The organism is Pantoea sp. Nvir, assembly GCF_009829915.1.
Classification (GTDB): Bacteria; Pseudomonadota; Gammaproteobacteria; order Enterobacterales; family Enterobacteriaceae; genus Pantoea.
This window is the reverse complement of the sequence record NZ_SZZW01000001.1, coordinates 445,969-467,433: the sequence shown is the minus strand read 5'-3', so window position 1 is coordinate 467,433 and position 21,465 is coordinate 445,969. Positions and strand designations below refer to the sequence as shown.

The following is a 21,465-nucleotide window of genomic DNA, read 5'->3' as shown; positions in this document are numbered from 1 at the left end:
TCCCCTTCTTTGTATAGTTCGTTAGGAACTACGCGCGTTCTGGCGCGCTAATTTTTCTAATTTTTGTTTAATACGTTGCTGTTTTAGTGGGGATAGGTAATCAATAAATAATTTGCCGTCTAGGTGATCTATTTCATGCTGAATACAGATTGCTAACAGGCCATCTGTTTCTAGTTCGAAGCTATTGCCGTTGCTATCTAACGCACGTACTTTTACGCGCTCGGCGCGCTGAACAATTGAACGCTGTGTGGGAATAGACAAGCAACCTTCTTCAATGTAGGTTTCGCCACTCTTTTCCAGTAGCTCCGGGTTGATCATCACTAAACGCTCATCGCGATTTTCCGAAACATCGATCACAATAATACATCGATGAATATCCACCTGAGTCGCAGCCAAACCAATACCCTCTTTGGAGTACATGGTTTCAAACATATCATTGATGATTAACCGAATTTCGGTGTTTACTTCCTTTACTGGCGCTGCCATTTTACGAAGACGATCGTCAGGGAAATGTAATACTTGCAAAACTGACATAACTATTCAGATCTATATGCAATTAAGAAAAGGTTAACTTCTTATTCTAGCCTTTTAAAGAGTTGGTTGATAGTATTTCTTTCTAGGAAGCAGCACAGAGGAGCAGCTAATACGAAAACTATCTAATTTTATTTGCGTTTTCCAGCATAAAGCAGTTTCAGCATAGTGGAAAATGCTAGATTTAAGATGTCGAAGGCATTTATTACAATGAAAGAAAGCACTACCTCATACGTTCTATGAGTCTAGATTGACTAATCTGTAAATCTGGCAATTTCGTATCGTACTATATACAACTAAGTCTTAGCTTGACAGTCGTGATTCTTAGTAGATGTTTACGATAGTGAGTTAATGATTGCGTCGTTTTCCATGTCATGCACTGTATCTAAAATATGCTGCCGCTTACTGTTTAGTAAGTAATTGACCATCGTTTGTAGTTAGGATTGGTACATTACGTGTAGTTAGGATTGGTACATTACGGGAATAAGCCATCTGAATCTTACTAGCTACTGTGAGCATAAAAGTAGTATCGTACATCTCGCGGCTCCGGATATGCAGGAAAAACTTATTGCAGTGTTTGGTAAAGCATTGCTGGCTCTTTATCCTTAAAAATATCATTTAATGGCGACACAAATATTAGAATTTTCTTTATTTTTATTCGGCGTCATCACTACATTATTAGCAGTTTGAGCCAGGTTGTGGTAGTGAAGTTGAACAGTCAAAAATAGTGAGCTGATCACTTCTCGCTATGCGCTTAAATAAAATCATACTATCTATAGTTTTGCTCTGCGTACTAAGAAAATAACTCAGTGAAGGACCGTAATAGCTGATTCAGAAAAGTGCACTGCTGATAGTACATCCTGCCGATATATTAAAGAGTTTTGCGCGAAGCGTAGCTATCTACCATTTACACCCCAGCCTGGGGCAATCAATATATCGCAGGATCTGCAATGATGATGTGTCATTGCCATTTGCTAAGGTGTTGGCTAACGTAGGTGATGAGGTTACACCTGTTGACGTTGTCGCTGAACGTACCGGCCAACCTGTGCCAGTGATTACAGCTCAACTGCTGGATCCTGGAGTTTACAGGGTGGATCGCAGCTGTACCCGGCGGCTATGTCCGATTAAGGAGGGCATGCCATGTTCGACGTACTAATGTACTTATTTGAGACATATATCCACAGCAAAGCAGAAATGCAGGTTGATCAGGATACATTGACTAATGACTTAACCGATGCTGGTTTTCATCGTCATGATATCTTTAATGCGTTGAACTGGTTAGAAAAACTAGCAGATTATCAGGATGGCTTGACCAATCCGATTTTATTAGCCAACGATCCTTTTTCAATACGCATCTACACGGAAGAAGAATGTCTACGTTTAGATGCCGAATGTCGTGGCTTCCTACTATTCTTAGAACAAATTCAGGTGCTCAATATGGAAACACGCGAAATGGTTATCGAAAGAGTGATGGCGCTCGACGCGCTTGAATTTGATCTGGAAGATCTCAAATGGGTTGTGCTAATGGTATTGTTTAATCTTCCGGGATGCGAGAACGCTTATCAGCAAATGGAAGAACTCCTATTTGAAGTTAATGACGGCATACTGCATTAATCATCCATAATATAACCATCATTATGAGTAAATCAGCACTCTTTACCCTGCGTAAACAAGCAATCTGCCCCAATTACTGGAGGGCAGATGTGGGTTTCTGCCATCCCAGACATGGTTTTTTTAGACTACACAAACTTCGTCACTAACAAATACATTCTATCACTGCAGATTCATTATCATGGTTATATTTTTAAAATGATTAAAGAACTACCTTATTTTCAAGGTAGACCATATAACATATTGTTTCAGAAACGTTATGTTATAGAGTGACTATCAGTATTATCTGCTATTCTGAATACGGATATATTAAAGCCATATATAAGCCGGATAGAAACTTATCGCCTGTCAACAGTGCTTAACATGACCACTGGTGCGGCATTTTTTTGTTATGCAAGAATTTTCAAACTCAGTATGGGTGAGTCACTGCACTTCTATTTTACTTTTCTACCATAAAAAACGATTATGCGAGCATGAAACTTTTTACGCGAGTAAGTATTACGTTAATGCCCATGTATTATAGAAATAAGACAATATTATGCAAAATCATTATTTTTCCGGTTCACTTGATGCCTGTGTTGAGCAATTACGTCAACAGAATGTTATTGCGTATCCTACTGAAGCTGTTTTTGGTCTAGGTTGTGACCCGGACAGTAAAAACGCTGTTATGCGGCTACTGGATTTGAAAAAGCGTCCTGTTGAGAAAGGGCTGATCCTTATTGCAGACGATTATTCTCAGTTTGAGCGCTATATCTCTGACAGAAAGCTGACAGTCGAGCAGCGCGAATACATGTTTGCTCATTGGCCTGGTACGGTTACTTTTGTAGTCCCTGCAACATCGCAAACACCGCGATGGCTAACCGGAAATTTTGATTCGCTAGCAATCCGGGTAAGTAATCATCCTCATGTAAAAGCGCTTTGTCGTACATTCGGTAAACCGCTGGTATCAACTAGTGCGAATCTGTCTGGTGCAGAGCCTTGTAGAAAAGTAGAGGCAGTTAGAGCACAGTTCGGCGAAGCGTTTCCTGTACTAGTAGGTGAAACTGGTGGACGGCAGTCTCCGTCAGAAATTCGCAATATATTAACTGGTAATCTTATTCGTCAGGGATAATTCATGGAGCAGTTTGCAGTATTCGGCAATCCTATTAGCCACAGTAAATCTCCTTTAATTCATCAAGCTTTTGCTGAGCAAACCGGTATTGCATATCATTATGGCCGTGTCTGTGCAGCGCTTGACGGTTTTTCAGGAGCTATCAAGGCGTTTTTTGCACAAGGAGGACGTGGTGCAAATGTAACATTACCCTTTAAACAACAGGCATATGAGTTTGCCGATGAATTAAGCGAACGTGCAGCCCTTTCCGGTGCTGTTAACACGTTAAAAAAGCTCAACGAGAGATGTATTTTTGGTGATAATACTGATGGAATTGGTTTGTTGAGCGATCTTAAGCGTATTTCATTCATAAAGTCTAGTGATCATATTTTGCTAGTGGGGGCGGGTGGCGCGGCACGAGGCGTTATTCTCCCGATGTTTTCTGCAGGCTGTGCGGTAACGATTGTTAACCGCACGCATGCACGTGCGGAGGATCTCGCTAAGCGTTTTAAACATAAAGGAAATATAGAAGCTTGTAGTATTGAGCAACTAAAATGCAGAACATTCGATTTGATTGTAAATGCAACATCAAGTGGCGTAAACGGAGACATTCCTATATTGCCTATTTCACTAATAAACAGCCAGGTGCGCTGCTACGATATGTTTTACCAAGCTAATGTAACACCGTTTCTACGATGGTGCGAACATTATGGCGCACAGCATTACGCGGATGGTCTAGGCATGCTAGTAGGACAGGCTGCTCACGCTTTCCAGTTATGGCATGGAGTCATGCCGGAGATTACTCCTGTCATTAATCTGCTTAAACAGCAGATAACGCAATGAATTATATTCATCTATTTTTTAGATTATGAAGATTAGGTCATAAAGAAAAGAATTGATCTGTTTCCCAGTGAAAGAAAAATAAGATGATCTTAATCCGTGTTATTTCTACCGATGTTCTGCATCGATTCTTTAGTTTACGGAAATGTTAATGCCTTATTAACCAATTTCTAAGAGTTAGAAACTGGTAGTAAGAAATAATAATAAGTACTATGGTTAATAACAATCATCCATAATCAAGGGATTCTGACTTAATTAAGCTAGTAAGCATTTTTAGTGCAACATAGTTGTTGTCGGAGAACGGTGATACCATTTCCTCCTATTAATTTAGGGGAAGAAGTACTTTCTGAATAGGACTTTCGAGATGAAAAAATTGCCAGCCATCATGACATATTCAATTAATGCGCCCTGCACACTCCAGCATCATTAACTTTATTTTTTTACCGATACTAGATTATTGATATTGGATTCTAACCAACTTTGGTAAAGACTGTGCCATGCAATACTGAAAAGTGTTTCCTGCGCCTCTTCTCTACATACTATACTAGAATCAAAAATTCAATAATCTGTATATTTATCAAAATATGTGCAGATTTTAATTTAAAGGATTTTTATAAATCGTATGTATGAAGGCTCGACAACATAATTCCTTCAGGTTAGTGTTAGGCATCTGGATCTCTAAATGTATATCACATTATGAGGAATGCCACCGATGCCAATCAGGGTTCCCGATGAATTACCGGCAGTGAATTTTTTGCGTAACGAAAATGTTTTTATAATGACTGCGTCGCGTGCCCGTATTCAGGAAATCCGTCCGATAAAAGTATTATTGCTTAATCTCATGCCAAAAAAGATTGAGACGGAAAATCAATTTTTACGTCTCTTGTCTAATTCACCGTTGCAGATCGATATTAAACTGTTGCGTATTCGTAGTCGTGAATCACGAAATACACCGATGGAGCATCTTAACACCTTTTATTGCAATTTTAACGATATCCTAAACGACAACTTTGACGGTCTGATTGTGACCGGCGCACCACTTGGGCTAGTAGATTTTAATGATGTTGCTTACTGGGCGCAGATCCAGCGTGTGGTTCATTGGGCAAAAGAACATGTTACCTCAACCCTATTTGTCTGCTGGGCTGTACAGGCGGCTCTCAACATTCTTTACGGTATTCCGAAACAAACAAGACAAAAAAAGCTTTTTGGCGTGTATGAACATCATATTCTGCATCCACATGCATTATTGACTCGCGGTTTCGACGATAATTTTCTAGCACCTCATTCTCGCTATGCCGATTTTCAGAAGCAGATGATTACCGATTATACTGATCTGGATGTATTTGCAGAATCAAGGCATATTGATGTCTATCTTATGGCGAGTAAAGATAAACGTTTAGTTTGTGTTACCGGTCATCCTGAATATGACGCTCTAACTTTGTCAAAAGAATATTATCGTGATTATGAGGCAGGGCTACAGCCAGCTATGCCCTGTAATTATTTTCCGCAGAACAATCTAGAACTACTACCGCGTGCGACTTGGCGTAGTCACGGTAACTTGCTATTTGCTAACTGGCTAAACTATTATGTCTACCAAATTACACCATACGATTTAAGCTATATGAATCCTACGTTGGAATAAAATTCAATGAATGTTTTATTCTTTACTGTTTTTCTACAATTGGAAAAGATAAACTACGGTGCCGTAGCACTATTCCATGACGTATGAGTAGTAGAAATTTAGGATGGTACCAGCAATATAAGCTTGCCCCCTAAATCTTACATACTCAACATCGTCCACTGTTAAGGATCTAATTTATCACAATAATCACTTTACTAATTGGTAGGGTATCCTGTAAATGAGCTTGAGTATTAAATGGTGGGTAGTGCTGTCGATCAATGATAGATAGGTTCTTGGAAAATCTAAAATGTCTAATCAACGATTAGAAACTTGATACGGATGTAACGTCTAATTAAATTAGAGAGCATACCACTAGTTTCCCCATAATCATCAGCGGTAAGTACGTTTCTAAGTCACAGCATACGAAGAAGCTGGCTCAGAATGATAAGATTATTTTCCTCAATTGAATTATCGACGATTTGAGTATCTTGAAATTTTCAAATCAACAGGTAATATAAAAATGCATGTCATAACATCATTAATTTAATTTTGATGTAAAGAAGGTGTAGAAAGTACCCCATATGCTTTTGTTAGCACATTACTGTGCTGTGCGTTCTTTCCTTTTATCACTGATAAGCAGTAAGCCCGCTTATCGTAGGATGGTGGTTTATTATCTTGGTACGTATTGAATAGTAAAATAAATACATGACCAAGCGATGAATTTTATATCATGTAATTATGATAAGTGTGAACCCTAATGTATTCTCTAATCTCTAGAGGCGTCTCTAACGTCTTTTTACATGCTACAAGAACCTCCTAATATATGTTAGTAAAGCAACTTATGTTATCTTCTATCCGCTGATCATAACAGGCATGTCTGATTAAGTGAATCTAAGAAATACTAATAATAGAAGGATTGAAGTAGCATAAGATATTTTCAGTTAAAATAAAATGTTACTGACCATAGTAGTTAACGTAAGTATGACATCCTGAAATAAAAGCAGGTGATGGGTTTCCTTTTTATGCACTTATCATGCACTAACTGCATTTTTCTATAGTGAAAACAAAATTGTTGGATGATTTTAATGGAAAAGGTAAATTAGCAAGAATTCAGATGAAAAAATAATCTGGCAAATAAAGAAAATTCCCATGTAAGGCAGGTAGATAGGATTACCTTTTTTGTACTATTGTTCATTTTAACATCTTATATAAAAATACTCCTTTTCCTTTAAAAGGATTCTAGGGTGACCTGAAAGAAAATGCATTAAAAGTAATAAATAATTAAGATCGAGTTTAACTCAAAGTAAGCAAAATGATAGCTATTATGCTAAAAGCAATTTTATGTAAATAAGCTTTTTTTAATCACACCACTAATCATTAACCAGTATTCATTACTACTAAATTATAGTAAGCGATTCTTATGAAATTAAGACCATAATTATAGTAAGCGATTCTTATGAAATTAAGACCATAATTTATAAGTATTGATCAAACCATTAGTGGAACTATCATGGCTGGTAATTTTTGCATTGTTTTCCATCTCTGGTAAAATACTAGTTGCCAATTGCTTACCTAATTCCACACCCCACTGATCGAAAGTAAAAATATTCAGAATGGCACCTTGGGTAAAAATCTTATGCTCATAAAGTGCAATCAAAGCACCTAGGCTATAAGGAGTAATTTCGCGTAGCAAAATCGAGTTGGTTGGGCGGTTACCTTCAAATATCTTGAAAGGTACGATGCGTGCGATAGACTCAGTAGATTTACCTGCATCATTAAATTCTTTTTCCACCACTTCACGCGATTTGCCAAACGCTAGCGCTTCGGTCTGGGCAAAGAAGTTAGAGAGTAACTTCTGATGGTGATCTGCCAATGCGTTATGGGTAATGACTGGCGCGATAAAATCGCACGGCACTATTTTGGTGCCTTGATGGACTAGTTGATAAAAGGCATGTTGACCGTTGGTACCTGGTTCTCCCCATATAATAGGGCCTGTTTGATAATTTACTGTGTGACCGTTCCGATCTATACACTTACCGTTGGATTCCATATTGGTTTGTTGGCAGTAGGCAGAAAAGCGGTGCATATACTGATCATAGGGCAAAATTGCCTCAGTCTCGAAGCCATAAAAATTATTATACCAGATGCTAATCAGCGCCAATAGTACTGGCAAATTCTGTTTGCTAGGCATGGTAAGGAAATGCTGATCCATTGCATGCGCCCCACTCAGCAACTTCTCGAAGTGATTGAAGCCGATAGAGAGGATAATTGACAAACCTATCGCTGACCACAGTGAATAGCGACCGCCGACCCAGTCCCAGAACTCAAACATATTGGTCGTATCAATACCGAATTCATTAACCGCTTTTGTATTAGTGGAGAGCGCTACGAAGTGCTTCGCCACATATTGATGATAGTTTGCTGTTTTTAGGAACCATTCACGTGCGCTATGTGCGTTAGTCATAGTTTCCTGAGTTGTAAAGGTTTTTGATGCTATCAAAAAGAGGGTAGTTTCCGGGCTGAGATTTTTTAGAGTTTCAGTAATATGGGTACCGTCGATGTTAGAGACGAAGTGCATATTAAGGTGGTTTTTATAAGGTCGTAGCGTCTCTGTCACCATAAGTGGACCTAAATCTGAACCTCCTATGCCGATATTGACTACGTCAGTAATTACCTTACCAGTATAACTTTTCCAATCACCACTAATAACGCGCTCGGAGAAATGTTTCATCTTCTTCAGTACTTGATTAACTTTAGGCATTACATCTTCTCCGTCTACTACAACAGGAGTATTGCTGCGGTTACGTAACGCTACATGAAGTACTGCGCGATCTTCGGTACGGTTAATTTTATCCCCGGAAAACATTGATTTAATTGCATTACTTAGGTTACTTTCTATTGCCAATGCCTGTAACTTGTCCAATGTTTCCTGAGTAATGCGGTTTTTAGAGAAATCTACCAGTATCTGGTTATCAAAGGTCTTAGAAAATTTAGTAAAACGATCGGGGTCTTGGTCGAACAAATCGCATATGGTTACTGATCTCATTTGTTCAAAATGCTGTTGGAGCTCTTTCCAGGCTGCAGTGTGCGTCGGATTAATATTATTCATTATAATACTCTTATCGATTGAAGACCCGTCATCCAATGTGGGCAATCATACCTCTTTACTACTTTAGTATGACAACAGTTTTACACCGAAAGGAAATTTTTTGGCATAGTCGTTATTTTCTGCACCGCTTATTATAGTGTGCGTTCTAGAAAATTCACGTCAGTACTGTATTTTTTTATTTTTTTCTTCTAAGAACTTCAAATTAGAAGAACATAATATCCTCTCGTAAGCTTTGTGCCAAATTAGAATCAAGTACCGGCCTAGATGATTTCATTTAACAAGCATAGAAGATAAAGCACTGAATAGACGTAGACAGCAACCTTATGACCCGGTATTTTATGCGTCTACTTGCGCACCTACGCGCAAGCCAGAAGAGGCGCATCGCCCGAAAATGTGTTAAAGGAACCGTATCTGAGGATAGTATATCATGTAGAGTAACGCCGAGGTGGTCAACACACGGGGGAAATGTTGCTTATCGGTATAGAAGAGGGGGGATATGACCCTTCTGAGAGTGGTCACTAGGGGCGTCTATAGTCGGTCACTTTGCAAGGTGAAGTTTTTGGTGACTCGTCTCCTGATATTATTTACCTAATTCTGCTCTTCCCTTGTGCTAAGGCTGATATAAGGTCTCCCGTCCCTCTGTGCGAGAGAAGATAACATCACACGAGGTCATACATGTCTCACAATCTGATTATAGCGAAGTTCGGCGGTACTAGTGTTGCCGATTTTGATGCTATGAACCGAAGCGCCGATGTGGTGCTGGCAGATTCTAATACGCGTCTAGTAGTTCTTTCGGCCTCGGCTGGAGTAACAAATTTATTGGTCACGTTGTCTGAAGGGCAGGAGCAGACGCAGCGCGCCTTTCTACTCGAAGAAATTCGTCGTATCCAGTACGCGATTGTCGAGCGTCTGCAAAATTTAGCAATGATCCGTGACAAAATAGATTGCATGCTTAAAAATATTACCATGCTCTCTGACGATGCTTCGCTAAAAACTTCTACCGCCTTGACTGATGAATTGGTTAGCTATGGTGAACTAATGTCTACACTGCTGTTTGTGGAGATCTTGCGTGAACGTCAGGTCGATGCAGAATGGTTTGATGTGCGTAAGGTGATGCGTACTAATGATTGTTTTGGACATGCCGAGCCCGAAGTAGCAACGTTAGGAGAACAGGCGGCCTCGTTGTTAAAACCGCGGCTCGAACAGGCAGTGGTAATTACTCAGGGTTTTATCGGAAGTGAGCACAAAGGTCGCACAACTACGCTAGGGCGTGGCGGCAGTGATTATACCTCGGCACTGCTAGGTGAAGCACTAAAAGCGGCGCGTGTGGACATTTGGACTGATGTTGCAGGTATCTACACGACTGATCCGCGTGTAGTACCATCTGCCAAACGTATCGATGAGATCACCTTTGAAGAAGCGACCGAAATGGCTATCTTCGGCGCAAAAGTTCTGCACCCAGCCACGCTAATGCCTGCAGTACGTAGCGATATTCCAGTCTTTGTTGGATCGAGTAAAGATCCGGCCTCTGGCGGTACTCGAGTACGTCGCGAAATTGAGCACCCACCACTCTTCCGTGCGCTGGCGCTACGTCGTCGCCAAACTTTGTTGACTTTGCACAGCCTAAGTATGTTACACTCACGCGGCTTCCTTGCACAAGTATTTGCTATCTTGGCGCGACACCATCTTTCTATTGATTTGATTACAACATCTGAAGTCAGCGTAGCGCTGACGCTTGACATCACAGGATCAACATCGACCGGCTGTGACAGTCTACTGACTCAGATGCTGTTAACGGAGCTTGCATTGCTTTGCCACGTAGAGGTAGAAGAAAACCTGGCACTGGTGGCTCTAATTGGAAATAACCTTTCTAGGGCACGTGGTGTTGGTAAAGAGATATTTAACACGCTCGAACCTTTTCATCTACGTCTTATCTGTTACGGCGCAAGTAGCTATAATTTCTGCTTTTTAGTACCGGGGGAAGAGGCAGATAATGTAGTGTGTGTGCTGCATGAAAACTTGTTTGAATAGAATACAGATTATACTTTCGCTGAATCGGAGCAGACTGGTGCGCTCTATGACTTTTTTTACCGTAACATAAGCCTGATATTTTAGTGCTTTGCCTCAAAAAAAGGATCCGCTGATCTTCTGCGGATGCTCTATTCATATAATGGGCGTCTGACTATATACACAAATTATTTGTGCAGATTCTGCAGTAGATTCTTTGTTTCTAACTGGCCGCTTACTATTATTAGTACATTCGTTGTTAAAGGAGTAACTAACAGTATTAGAGCATTGCTCTGTTCTACTCTATACCAGAGTCTGTGATACAAATTTTAGCTAAAACCACTCCTATATTTCTTTTCAAAGCTGTGGCTGAGAACATTCAATAAATTGATGCAAAAAATACGCACAATAAATATTGTTACGCATCATATAGGTATCCCATACTAGTAAAAGGACAGCTTAAAAACGAGTGAACGGAATCAAAATATCATGTGGTTGTACAACCGTCAGCCTGAAGGAAAAGGTAATCTATAAATAGCATTACCAGGCTAGAAGTAATTTTCCTGCTTTTAAATTTATATATTTTCTGATAACCTTATCTATTAAACTGTGTCACCAAGTAAATTATTACGTTTCGATATTAACTTATATTATCCTCATGTTTATCATATTTTATAATTTATATTGTATTAACACACGTTAACGGTTATTTCCTTATTAGGAAATAACATGAGGTAGATGATGGATGAACCTGCAACCCATTGGTGGACGATATATTTCGAACGCACTGCAATGGGTGCTGAACATAGGCTTATTGGCACTAGCGGTTATTCTAGCAGTATTTTTAGGGAAAGAAACGCTACAATTTGCTAATGTTTTGCTAAATACTAGCGAGCAAAGCTCCTCATATTTGCTGATTGAAGGAATTGTTATCTACTTTCTTTATTTCGAGTTTATCGCTTTAATTATTAAATATTTCCAATCTGGATATCATTTTCCTTTGCGTTATTTTATCTATATTAGCATTACAGCGATTATTCGGTTAATCATCGTCGACCATACAAATCCCTTTGACACGCTCTGTTACTCCGGTGCTGTTCTGATATTGGTGGCAACGTTATGGCTAGCTAACAGTGACCGGCTAAAACGGGAATAACCGCAGCTGCTAGCAATGTTATAGTAGATTGAAGGTACCACCGATTTGTGCATATATTGATTTAAGGGTACTAACTGAAGCTGTTATCATCCTTTCATGAAGTATTATACCTAAATGTCATAAGTGCTAATTGCGACTTCCACTAGAATTTCTTATAGTATGACATGCTATTATTGAGTAATGACCATTTGAGTGCGAGTAAATTATTTATATCTAATATTCATTAAACTATGGTATATGATACTAGTATTTAATCCTTGATTGCTATGATAGTGTGAAATTGTTATCCACTTCCTTAGGCTGATTTTTTTACGATGTTACTATACTTTGATTATTAATTGACTATATTTTATTAAGCCATGTTCATCCTATCTGTTGGGCTCTATTTAATATATATTAAAGCGATTATCTGATAGACTTTTGCAGTAATTATCAGCACTTTTGGCTACTATAAGCGTGTTAAGCAGTATGTAGTTACTTTATACTTTTGAGTGAAACTATTAATATTTTTGTTAAATAATCTGGCATCTATTTGCCTATTTATGAGTAAATTATATCGTTTATATAGCCTCTTTTTTGTGAATAGCAACTTGCTATGTCATGTCATAATTTGGTTTTCAAACGGTAAATATTATCTGTGTATAACAGCTGTTTCAATTATCGAACGTACATCGCTGGTCACCAAATCGGCAATAATATGCCAGGTAGCTTGAGTACGTTCGAAGTCAGCGTCACTAGTATCGCTGATATAGCCTTCAGTACGAAGGGTCATCACTAGCGTAGTAAAAACTGCTTTGTCGAAAAATTCTAGTGTATTAATCCCTTGTTGCAACACGGTAAGACGCTGTGCGAGCATATAACTCTCTTTCTCTAAAGACCTACGCTTAATGGTAGGCTTCGCTTTAAGAATAGAAAAAGTAATGGCGAACCTTTGCATGGTATCACGGATACCGTTAGCTAGTAACTGTAAAGTACAGTAACGAGCAGCAGTATGGTGCAACAATCCACACCGAATGGTAATCATGCCTTGGCGTGCCAGCTCCTGACAGAGGGCTACTTGTAACTCTGGCAATTCATCTATAGTCCATCGCAGGAAAAGTTCTTTTTTTAACATTGGATATATCACACGGATCTGACATAGCAGCTCATCTTCTCTAATATTTGGATGTTGCTGAATAATAACTGCGATCAGTGATGGCATCACTAGCATATGGTGGATATTGTTGCGGTAATAGGTCATTAACACAGCCTGTTCATACGGAAGGGTGATGATGTCACCATTATTATCATGCTTTATTTCGAATTTATTCATGCTCATGGCGTGATTTAAAAGTTCTACCGCTGAAAGTATTGGTACTGTTGATTCCGGCGAATATGGCACATTGCGTAATAGTTCAATATAACATTTAAGTTGTTCGATCAGCTGCTCCCGTGTCAAGGACCTCTGGCGAGCAGCTAGCAGCGCGGTGACACAGAGATTTATTGCATTGGCGGCTCCTGCTTCGTTAATGCGTATCATCAAACGTGCTGCTATATCATTGACCGTTGGTGTTAGCCAACTAGGACGCTGGGGCTCAATAGGATCGATGATTTTGCACCACTCTGGCACCTGTTTGTTGAGGTAATTTAGTAGAGGTAAAGGTTCCCCAAAATTAACATAGCCTTGGCCCAGGTTATGCAGTTTAAGTAGTCCGCTCAATAACTGTACAAGATTTTCTTTCTTTTTAGCTGCGCCTTGAACCTCCTTAGCATAAGAACCTAATTCCATAATGTGCTCGTAGCCAATATAAGTAGGCACTAGAGTAATGGGACGGTTACCGCCGCGCAGCATAGCCTGCAGGGTCATTGCGAGTATTCCGGTTTTGGGATCGAGCAGTAATCCAGTACGTGAGCGTCCTCCTTCAACAAAATACTCGATGGGGTAGCCGCGGCTAAAAAGCTCGCTGAGATATTCACGGAAAACATTAGAATAGAGCTTATTTCCTTTAAAGGTGCGACGAATAAAGAAGGCACCTAAACGACGAAAAATTGGGCCAGCGGGCCAAAAGTTAAGGTTGATTCCTGCGACGATATGGGGGGGCACGAGGCCCTGATGGTAAAGTACATAGGAGAGCAATAGATAGTCCATATGACTACGATGGCAAGGTACGTAGACAATCTCATGACCATCTTCCGCTAGCTGGCGTACCCGTTCGCTACCATTGACATTGATACCCTGATAGAGGCGACTCCAGAGCCAGCCCATAACACAGTCAGCAACGCGAATCGCCTCGTAGGAAAAGTTGGCTGCAATCTCTTCCATCATCTCTATGGCGTTCCTCTGTGCTTTATTTTGAGAAATATTTTTGTTATGTGCTTCATCTTCTACTGCTTTTTCAATCGCTTTAGACTGTAGCATTTTATTAAAAAGATTTTTGCGCTCTGATAACTTAGGTCCTATAGCAGCTAACCGCTGGCGTGCGAAGTGAATATGCGCCACACGTGCCAATTTTTGAGCCATTGCCTTATCGGGGAGATGTTGTGTCGTCATTCGGCGCAGAGAAATGGTAGGTGAAAAACGGACAAAACTGTCACGACCATGCCAAATGACAGCGAAAAACTTTTCCATCATATTAAGTGCGCGTTGCTGCGGTTTTTTATCACCCTGATGACCTTCTCTGCCGGGTGACCGTCCAAACATCACTGATACTAGCAATATTTGAATATCAAGAGCTGAATTATTGTAATTCAAATCGAGATATTCATGGAAAATCCTTACCGATCCCGTATGCGGTACGAAATAAGGAAACACACATGGACCATCATGAACAAATATATGACTCGGCAATAATTTGCCATTGACTTCTAATGGAGACATGCAATCGGGTAAATTATGGTGTAAGCACTGTTGGCGCAAAGTTAGCAAGTCTACCTTAGAATTATAAGGTAGTACGTAAATAATTGGTCGCATTGGATCGATTCCATATTCGGAAACGAGATCAGCTGGGATTGACTTACTTTTTACTGGAAAGGAAAGTACTAAATATAATAGTCTATAATAGATTTTACGCCAACTTGACATAGACAAACATTAAGCCTCTTGTTAGCAACGCGCTAAAAGCATACCAGAAAGTTTGAAGAATATCTTTGGTGGTGCCACATGTATTTCATTCAAACATTAATTTTAAATAGTCCAAAATTGACCTAAGCAATAGCTAGTAAATACTCAAGAGTTTGTTAGGAATTGTGAAAGCTATCAGACAAGTTGCAAAGAGATGATAGAGTTTACGTAGTTACGTACTGACGCTTTTCTTCTTAAAAGACTGTATTTTAAGAATTATTAATTCAAATTTGTGATATCTTTCTCAAATTACTATAACTAGTTGTGTTTCCTATTAATTTTATTTAATTAAAATCTGTATATAGTTGCTGCAACCATATAATAACTAGACAGTTACAGTGTAAAAGCATTAATTAGTATGCACTAACAGGTTTATATATTAATTTGTGATCATCTTAATCAAAAAAGCATATTGCCGGTACGTTGGGAAATCGCCTTTTTATTAGATCAGTAGCAAAGCGATCGCATCATTTACGTCTTTGACATTCAATAATCTGGCAGATGGTAATTTATGAACTACAATTTGATTTGTAAGAGTACGACATAGTAGTACCTTGCTTTGTCGTGGTATTTTTCGAACAATGAAAAACTGAGGGTAAGGCGGAGGTCTAAAATGAATAAAGATGAAGCAAGCGGTAACTGGAAGCAATTTAAAGGAAAATTTAAAGAGAAATGGGGTAAGCTTACTGACGATGATATGCAAATTATTAAGGGTAAACGCGATCAGCTCGTCGGGAAAATTCAGGAACGTTATGGTTACGCCAAGGAGAAAGCTGAAAAAGAAGTTTCAGATTGGGAATCTCAGAACAAAGATTGCCGCTGGTGATAGATAATGTTGCCAAAAACGGAATCCTGAACTGCCGGCACAAGGACGTGCCATTAGATTTTCTCATCTTTGGGCGTGCATACTTAAGTTCTGGTAGTTTAGCGCAATGCACTTTGATAAAGCTGTATGTGCTGTATATCTGTACATAAGGCATATTTGCATGACTATTCTTAGATTCTAACTATTGAATATATCACCTCGCCGCCCCAAGGAATTTAGGGTGTAGTAAACATTTGTTATGTTTGGTCAAAATTCAACCAGACAAATATACCTTTTGTTTCATATTTTATATATGACTAGGATGAATTTCATTCTTTGTGAGAAATAACTACGAGTAGATGATATAAAAATATATTAACTTTTTAAAAAAAAATACAGAAGGGGTACGATTCTTCTCGTATGTTGCTTCCGTTTTTCTTGTGTGAATCATCTGTGAACAGCTTAGCGATAATTTTACTATACTTCTCTGCCACCGGTTTTCAGCTTATATATCATAGCATATCAAGCTAAAGTTGATATGGAAATGTCTTTACTACAGATTGCAGTTTATTGTCTTTTAGCAAAATAGTAAATTTAGATTTAGCTTTTTTGTTAGGTAATAAGAACATTTTAGGATAAGCTGATAAATCTCCTGCTGCATTCCTTTAATTGTTTTCAATGGTGCATAAAATAGGAGAAATGTAAAGTAGTAATCTTCCTGCATCTCTATAAAAAGTATGCTATACTTGTGCTGATTATCACCACTGTTAGGATTTTCTACGCTTCATATGAGCAGCTCTTTTGCCTTCTCCTCCCAACGTTTTTCTGTTGCGCCGATGCTGAATTGGACCGATCTCCATTGTCGATATTTTCATCGTCAGTTAACAGATAATGCCCTACTCTATACTGAAATGGTGACTACTAGCGCCATTATTTACGGGAAGAATGGCGATGACTACCTAACTTATAATGAAGCAGAGCATCCGGTGGCATTACAGCTCGGTGGCTGCAATCCGACCGCTTTGGCACAATGTGCAAAACTGGCTGAGGCACGAGGTTACGATGAGGTAAATCTCAATGTCGGATGCCCTTCTGGTCGCGTCCAGAATGGCTCTTTTGGTGCCTGTCTAATGGCTGAAGCGGCACTAGTAGCAAATTGCATTGACGCAATGCGCCAGGTTGTGTCTATTCCTGTCACTGTAAAAACTCGCATCGGTATTGACGATCAGGATAGTTACGAATTTTTAAGTAATTTCGTCTCCACTGTAGCACATCGTGGCGGCTGCAATACTTTCATTATTCATGCGCGTAAAGCTTGGCTCTCTAACCTGAGTCCAAAAGATAACCGTGTCATCCCCCCGCTTGATTATTCGCGTGTATATAAATTAAAACGTGATTTTCCGCATCTGACAATCGCTATTAACGGCGGCGTAAAATCTCTGGAGGAGGCAAAAATACATCTTCAACACCTCGATGGTGTGATGATGGGGAGAGCGGCCTATGGAAATCCAGGCTTGCTGACACATGTTGATCATGAGCTTTTTAGTCAAAATAAGTTGATTCCCAATCTAGTCGCCGTAGTACGCAGCATGTACCCTTACATTGAAGCACAGCTATCGAAAGGAATTCATCTAAGCCATATTACACGTCATATGATTGGTCTTTTTCAGGGCCTCCCCGGCGCACACCAATGGCGTCGTTACTTAAGTGAGAACGCTTACAAACCTGGCGCAGACGTACGTGTAGTGGAAGCTGCGCTGGCGCTGGTGGATAAGATGCCGGAAAACATTAAATAATCTATCATTATAGTAAAATAATAAACCTTATGACTGGTGTCATTTGCGCTAGAAAATGGGAAATTTCATTATAAAAATTCGTTACATTTTCTACATATAATATAAAAAATCAGTGTATCAGTTTAATACATGCTTCTTGCGGTATGTTGCGAGAAATCACAAAAGGAGAAAATAATGGAAATTATATTTGTTTTGGGATTTTTCCTGGTGCTGCTGGTCACAGGTGTATCACTATTAGGCGTATTAGCGGCGATAATAATCGCAACATTATTAATGTTTATAGGATGCTTGTTGAGCCTTATAATTAAATTATTGCCTTGGTTACTTCTGGCGTTTATTTCTGCTTGGATTTGTCATACTTTTTTTAGTGATGACCATGAAAAAAAATACCTAAAATTACTTAGAAAGATCATTAAGTTATAAAGATATTACAAATATTAATTAAATGAGAAATATCAAATTGATCTGAATACTTATGCCTGATTTAAAATTAAATATATATTCTACTGAATATCTTTTTTGTTAAGATAGTTGCTGTCGAGTAAATAGAAATCACTTAACGCACGATGAAGTTGATGGCTCCTTAGGGTTCTCATGATTTTTATTAGCATCGCTTTGCTTAATAAATAATTAATTGCAATAATAGGTAATTAGTTGTCATGCCGTCTGTTTGTTAACTCATGAAGTAATAGACATTTAGCGTGCTTTGTAATTCTGGTACAGTCAAGTAGTAAACTATCAGAAGAAAACAAATAGCGGCTTCTGTTTGAAAGTTATGCTATTTGCTCCATAGGCTAGACCAGCATAGTCTAGTAAATTTATCTACGCTCATCTTACTCCGTATACTCTAGTAATCGAATATAACCTGTAGCGAACATTAAGTATCAATGTACTGAGTAACAATGGCATAGTTTTTAACTGCACTGCATGTTAAGAAAGACAAAAAGATCGGTAGAAATAATGATCTATTCGCGCAATAACTCATAAAGGTCCGGACTATGTGGTAGATTCTGCGTATATTTTATCATTTTTGCTAACTGTGATTGTTAAATATGAAATATAAGGGTCGTGTCTCCATAATGTATACTGGTTCGTTCCCTTAAAAGATCGGTATTATATTTAATATGGCAGGCAATAAATCCACCAAAAAAAATCACGATAGACAGAGTAGCGAGCGCCTAGAAGGCATTAAAATACCGCCGCATTCAATTGAAGCTGAGCAGTCAGTCTTGGGTGGATTGATGCTGGATAACGAGCGCTGGGATAACGTTTCTGAGCGTGTAGTAGCAGATGATTTCTTCAACCGTTCTCACCGCCTAATTTTTTCTGAAATGAAGCGGTTGCTGGAGGCAGGTCAGCCTATTGACCTAATTACGCTTGCTGAATCATTGGAAACGCGTGGCGAGATAAAGATAGTTGGTGGGTTTGCTTATTTGGCGGAATTAACGAAAAATACGCCCAGCGCTGCAAACATTAATGCCTATGCTGATATCGTACGCGAACGGGCAGTTGTACGCGAAATGATATCAGTGGCAAATCGGATAGCTGAGGCAGGTTACAATCCTCAAGGTCGTAATAGCGACCAGTTGCTCGATTTTGCCGAATCCAAGGTCTTTAAAATTACTGAGGCGCGTGCCAACAAAGATGAGGGACCAAAGAACATTCATGAGGTGCTGGAAGCAACGATTTCGCGCATTGAATCCTTGTTCTCTAGGCCTCACGATGGTGTCACCGGGGTTAATACTGGCTATCAAGACTTAAATAAAAAAACGACGGGCCTGCAACCATCGGACCTAATCATTATCGCAGCACGTCCATCAATGGGCAAAACTACTTTTGCCATGAACCTATGCGAAAATGCTGCGATGTTACACGATAAGCCAGTACTCATTTTTAGTATGGAGATGCCTCGTGAGCAGATCATGATGCGTATGCTAGCATCGCTGTCACGTGTAGATCAAACGCGCATTCGTACCGGACAACTTGACGATGAGGATTGGGCGCGCATATCCGGTACCATGGGTATTTTGCTAGAAAAAAAGAATATGTATATAGATGACTCTTCTAGCTTGACGCCTACAGAAGTGCGTTCACGTACACGGCGTGTGTTCCGTGAGAATGGCGGATTGAGTATGATTATGATAGATTATCTGCAGTTAATGCGCGTGCCAGCGCTTTCCGACAACCGTACTCAGGAGATCGCTGAGATCTCCCGCTCGCTTAAGGCACTAGCTAAGGAGCTTAACGTGCCTGTACTGGCGTTGTCGCAGCTTAACCGCTCTTTAGAACAGCGTGCCGACAAACGACCCGTTAATGCAGATCTACGTGAATCAGGTTCTATAGAGCAAGATGCCGACCTGATTATGTTTATCTACCGCGATGAAGTTTACCATGAAAATAGCGATCTAAAAGGCATCGCCGAAATTATTTTAGGTAAACAGCGTAATGGTCCTATTGGTACAGTGCGTCTGACCTTTAACGGTCAATGGTCTCGCTTTGACAACTATGCCGGTCCAGCATATGATAAATAGTCCCCTTCTGACCTTAAGTAGGTACATTTAATGTTACGGGCATCTTGTATTTATAAATCTTACTTAATTAAATTAGGCTTAGGTATGGTAGAGTTAATGAACATTTAGTTGATAAATTATCTGAATATATTGACTAGATTTATTATGCTCCCTGTTCTGATTTCTCTTGTATGAGTATGCTAATAAACTATCTCTTGGCATATTACATGTAAAAATCTTGGTGTGGAGACATTTGTTAAGAAGAAGGAAATTAAGGATGCTCCTAGAGAACGAAATATGTCAAAAACATGCGTTATGTGCATATTGAGTGCAAAATAGATGTATTTAATGTTAACATATTAACTAAAAATCATATTTACGTATGTTTTACAGATTTTTCCAGTAGGGCCTCTATAAAAGATTAAATAAAATTTACTGATATATTCATCTTATGGATTTTCTTTCTTCAGAAATTTATAAGAAGTGAAGTTTGGTGAGTTTCTTACATCAGCCCGGCAATAATTACTTAGCATTGAATAAAATAAGGTCTCTCTATGGATAACTTTGTAGAGCTTGATCGTATAACACATTCGTATATTGAAGATATGCTCGCGATCCTGCTTGGCACACTTATGGTCTCCTTTGGCATTATTATGCTGAAACAAGCGGGTGCACTAACTGGTAGCACTGCTGGCATAGCTTTTTTAATTAGCTATGTGTCGCCGCTTTCTTTCGGTAGTATTTTTTTTCTAGTTAATCTGCCATTTTATTGGCTTTCAGTCTATCGTATAGGATGGGAGTTTACCCTGAAAACTTTCTGTTCAGTAGGGCTTGTCTCTCTTTTTACACATGCCCATTCTTTATTTATACACTTTTCTACGCTTAATCCTATTTATGCAACACTGTTTGGTAACGTGATTATGGGGATGGGGTTTATATTATTGTTCCGGCATAAAGCCAGCTTAGGAGGAATTAATATTCTGGCTCTGTGGCTGCAGGATCATATGGGGTTACGTGCCGGGAAGTTGCAAATGGTTGTTGATACTTGTGTTGTATTAGCTTCGTTGTTTGTTGTCAGTGTACCGATGTTAATAGTATCGGTCGTGGGCGCGGTGCTCCTAAACTTAATTATTACGATGTATCATCGTCCTGGCCGGTACATAATTTAAAAATATGATTTTCCCGTTAATGGGAAACTTTAAGTATATATATCAGCGTTGGTAATTGTATTAGTAATAAATACCGAGTATCGTGTCGCAGAAGTATCCAGTAGTTCAAGGGCTTTTTCT

Annotated in this window: 14 protein-coding genes and 1 pseudogene; 12 read left to right on the top strand and 3 right to left on the bottom strand. The window is 39.2% G+C overall.

Translation table 11 applies throughout. The annotated features are described in order from the left end of the window. Positions 1-21: 21 nt before the first annotated feature. Positions 22-534 (bottom strand): peptide deformylase, encoded by a 513-nt coding sequence (gene def / locus FD729_RS01715; RefSeq protein WP_159931560.1) that lies wholly within the window; start codon positions 532-534, stop codon positions 22-24. A 952-nt stretch (positions 535-1,486) separates the two neighbouring features. On the opposite strand from def, the pseudogene FD729_RS01710 reads away from it, so the two are divergent. The 5 genes and pseudogenes from FD729_RS01710 to metA all read left to right on the top strand — a co-directional run. Further along, positions 1,487-1,700: pseudogene (locus FD729_RS01710) on the top strand (DNA-protecting protein DprA); the annotation flags it as partial. Beyond that, positions 1,672-2,145 carry a DUF494 family protein Smg gene (gene smg, locus FD729_RS01705; RefSeq protein WP_159931558.1) on the top strand — a complete coding sequence of 158 codons (474 nt, stop codon included), beginning with the start codon at positions 1,672-1,674 and terminating at the stop codon, positions 2,143-2,145. The pseudogene FD729_RS01710 and the gene smg, both read left to right, overlap by 29 nt. Positions 2,146-2,680: 535 nt before the next feature. Continuing rightward, positions 2,681-3,253, top strand: coding sequence for an L-threonylcarbamoyladenylate synthase type 1 TsaC (gene tsaC, locus FD729_RS01700; protein ID WP_159931557.1), 573 nt, complete (start codon positions 2,681-2,683; stop codon positions 3,251-3,253). Between the two features lie 3 nt (positions 3,254-3,256). Then, positions 3,257-4,075 carry a shikimate dehydrogenase gene (gene aroE, locus FD729_RS01695; RefSeq protein ID WP_159931556.1) on the top strand — a complete coding sequence of 273 codons (819 nt, stop codon included), beginning with the start codon at positions 3,257-3,259 and terminating at the stop codon, positions 4,073-4,075. 709 nt (positions 4,076-4,784) lie between these two features. Next, a complete protein-coding gene (metA, locus tag FD729_RS01690) occupies positions 4,785-5,714 on the top strand; it encodes a homoserine O-succinyltransferase (RefSeq protein ID WP_159931555.1) in 930 nt (309 codons plus the stop codon). A gap of 1,441 nt (positions 5,715-7,155) precedes the next feature. On the opposite strand, the gene pgi is transcribed toward metA, so the two are convergent. Beyond that, positions 7,156-8,802, bottom strand: a complete 1,647-nt coding sequence (pgi, locus tag FD729_RS01685) for a glucose-6-phosphate isomerase (protein ID WP_159931554.1) — start codon at positions 8,800-8,802, stop codon at positions 7,156-7,158. Between the two features lie 675 nt (positions 8,803-9,477). Here pgi and lysC point away from each other — a divergent pair. Next, positions 9,478-10,833: a lysine-sensitive aspartokinase 3 gene (lysC, locus tag FD729_RS01680; protein ID WP_159931553.1), complete on the top strand. Its 1,356-nt coding sequence runs from the start codon at positions 9,478-9,480 to the stop codon at positions 10,831-10,833. A 721-nt stretch (positions 10,834-11,554) separates the two neighbouring features. Continuing rightward, complete coding sequence (psiE, locus tag FD729_RS01675; protein WP_159931552.1) at positions 11,555-11,965, top strand: phosphate-starvation-inducible protein PsiE; 411 nt, start codon at positions 11,555-11,557, stop codon at positions 11,963-11,965. Positions 11,966-12,596: 631 nt separating this feature from the next. On the opposite strand, the gene plsB is transcribed toward psiE, so the two are convergent. Further along, the gene (gene plsB / locus FD729_RS01670; RefSeq protein WP_159931551.1) at positions 12,597-15,026 is read right to left on the bottom strand and encodes a glycerol-3-phosphate 1-O-acyltransferase PlsB; all 2,430 of its coding nucleotides are present in this window, start codon (positions 15,024-15,026) and stop codon (positions 12,597-12,599) included. Between the two features lie 652 nt (positions 15,027-15,678). On the opposite strand from plsB, the gene FD729_RS01665 reads away from it, so the two are divergent. The 5 genes from FD729_RS01665 (at position 15,679) to FD729_RS01645 (ending at position 21,345) form a co-directional block, all read left to right on the top strand. Beyond that, positions 15,679-15,891 carry a CsbD family protein gene (locus FD729_RS01665; protein ID WP_159931550.1) on the top strand — a complete coding sequence of 71 codons (213 nt, stop codon included), beginning with the start codon at positions 15,679-15,681 and terminating at the stop codon, positions 15,889-15,891. Positions 15,892-16,658: 767 nt separating this feature from the next. Beyond that, on the top strand, positions 16,659-17,666 hold the full coding sequence (dusA, locus tag FD729_RS01660; RefSeq protein WP_159931549.1) for a tRNA dihydrouridine(20/20a) synthase DusA: 1,008 nt from the start codon (positions 16,659-16,661) through the stop codon (positions 17,664-17,666). A gap of 171 nt (positions 17,667-17,837) precedes the next feature. After that, positions 17,838-18,089, top strand: a complete 252-nt coding sequence (gene pspG / locus FD729_RS01655) for an envelope stress response protein PspG (RefSeq protein ID WP_159931611.1) — start codon at positions 17,838-17,840, stop codon at positions 18,087-18,089. A 701-nt stretch (positions 18,090-18,790) separates the two neighbouring features. Next, entirely contained in the window at positions 18,791-20,197 is a 1,407-nt protein-coding gene (dnaB, locus tag FD729_RS01650) for a replicative DNA helicase (RefSeq protein WP_159931548.1), read from the top strand. A 533-nt stretch (positions 20,198-20,730) separates the two neighbouring features. Then, entirely contained in the window at positions 20,731-21,345 is a 615-nt protein-coding gene (locus tag FD729_RS01645) for a YitT family protein (RefSeq protein ID WP_159931547.1), read from the top strand. Positions 21,346-21,465 lie beyond the last annotated feature (120 nt).

Excerpts from the sequence above, each read along its gene's own strand:
- FD729_RS01645 (WP_159931547.1), top strand. The coding sequence starts at position 20,731 with ATGGATAACTTTGTAGAGCTTGATCGTATAACACATTCGTATATTGAA.
- tsaC (WP_159931557.1), top strand. The coding sequence starts at position 2,681 with ATGCAAAATCATTATTTTTCCGGTTCACTTGATGCCTGTGTTGAGCAA.
- lysC (WP_159931553.1), top strand. The coding sequence starts at position 9,478 with ATGTCTCACAATCTGATTATAGCGAAGTTCGGCGGTACTAGTGTTGCC.
- def (WP_159931560.1), bottom strand. The coding sequence starts at position 534 with ATGTCAGTTTTGCAAGTATTACATTTCCCTGACGATCGTCTTCGTAAA.
- metA (WP_159931555.1), top strand. The coding sequence starts at position 4,785 with ATGCCAATCAGGGTTCCCGATGAATTACCGGCAGTGAATTTTTTGCGT.
- psiE (WP_159931552.1), top strand. The coding sequence starts at position 11,555 with ATGAACCTGCAACCCATTGGTGGACGATATATTTCGAACGCACTGCAA.
- FD729_RS01665 (WP_159931550.1), top strand. The coding sequence starts at position 15,679 with ATGAATAAAGATGAAGCAAGCGGTAACTGGAAGCAATTTAAAGGAAAA.
- smg (WP_159931558.1), top strand. The coding sequence starts at position 1,672 with ATGTTCGACGTACTAATGTACTTATTTGAGACATATATCCACAGCAAA.
- pgi (WP_159931554.1), bottom strand. The coding sequence starts at position 8,802 with ATGAATAATATTAATCCGACGCACACTGCAGCCTGGAAAGAGCTCCAA.
- dusA (WP_159931549.1), top strand. The coding sequence starts at position 16,659 with ATGAGCAGCTCTTTTGCCTTCTCCTCCCAACGTTTTTCTGTTGCGCCG.
- plsB (WP_159931551.1), bottom strand. The coding sequence starts at position 15,026 with ATGTCAAGTTGGCGTAAAATCTATTATAGACTATTATATTTAGTACTT.
- aroE (WP_159931556.1), top strand. The coding sequence starts at position 3,257 with ATGGAGCAGTTTGCAGTATTCGGCAATCCTATTAGCCACAGTAAATCT.
- dnaB (WP_159931548.1), top strand. The coding sequence starts at position 18,791 with ATGGCAGGCAATAAATCCACCAAAAAAAATCACGATAGACAGAGTAGC.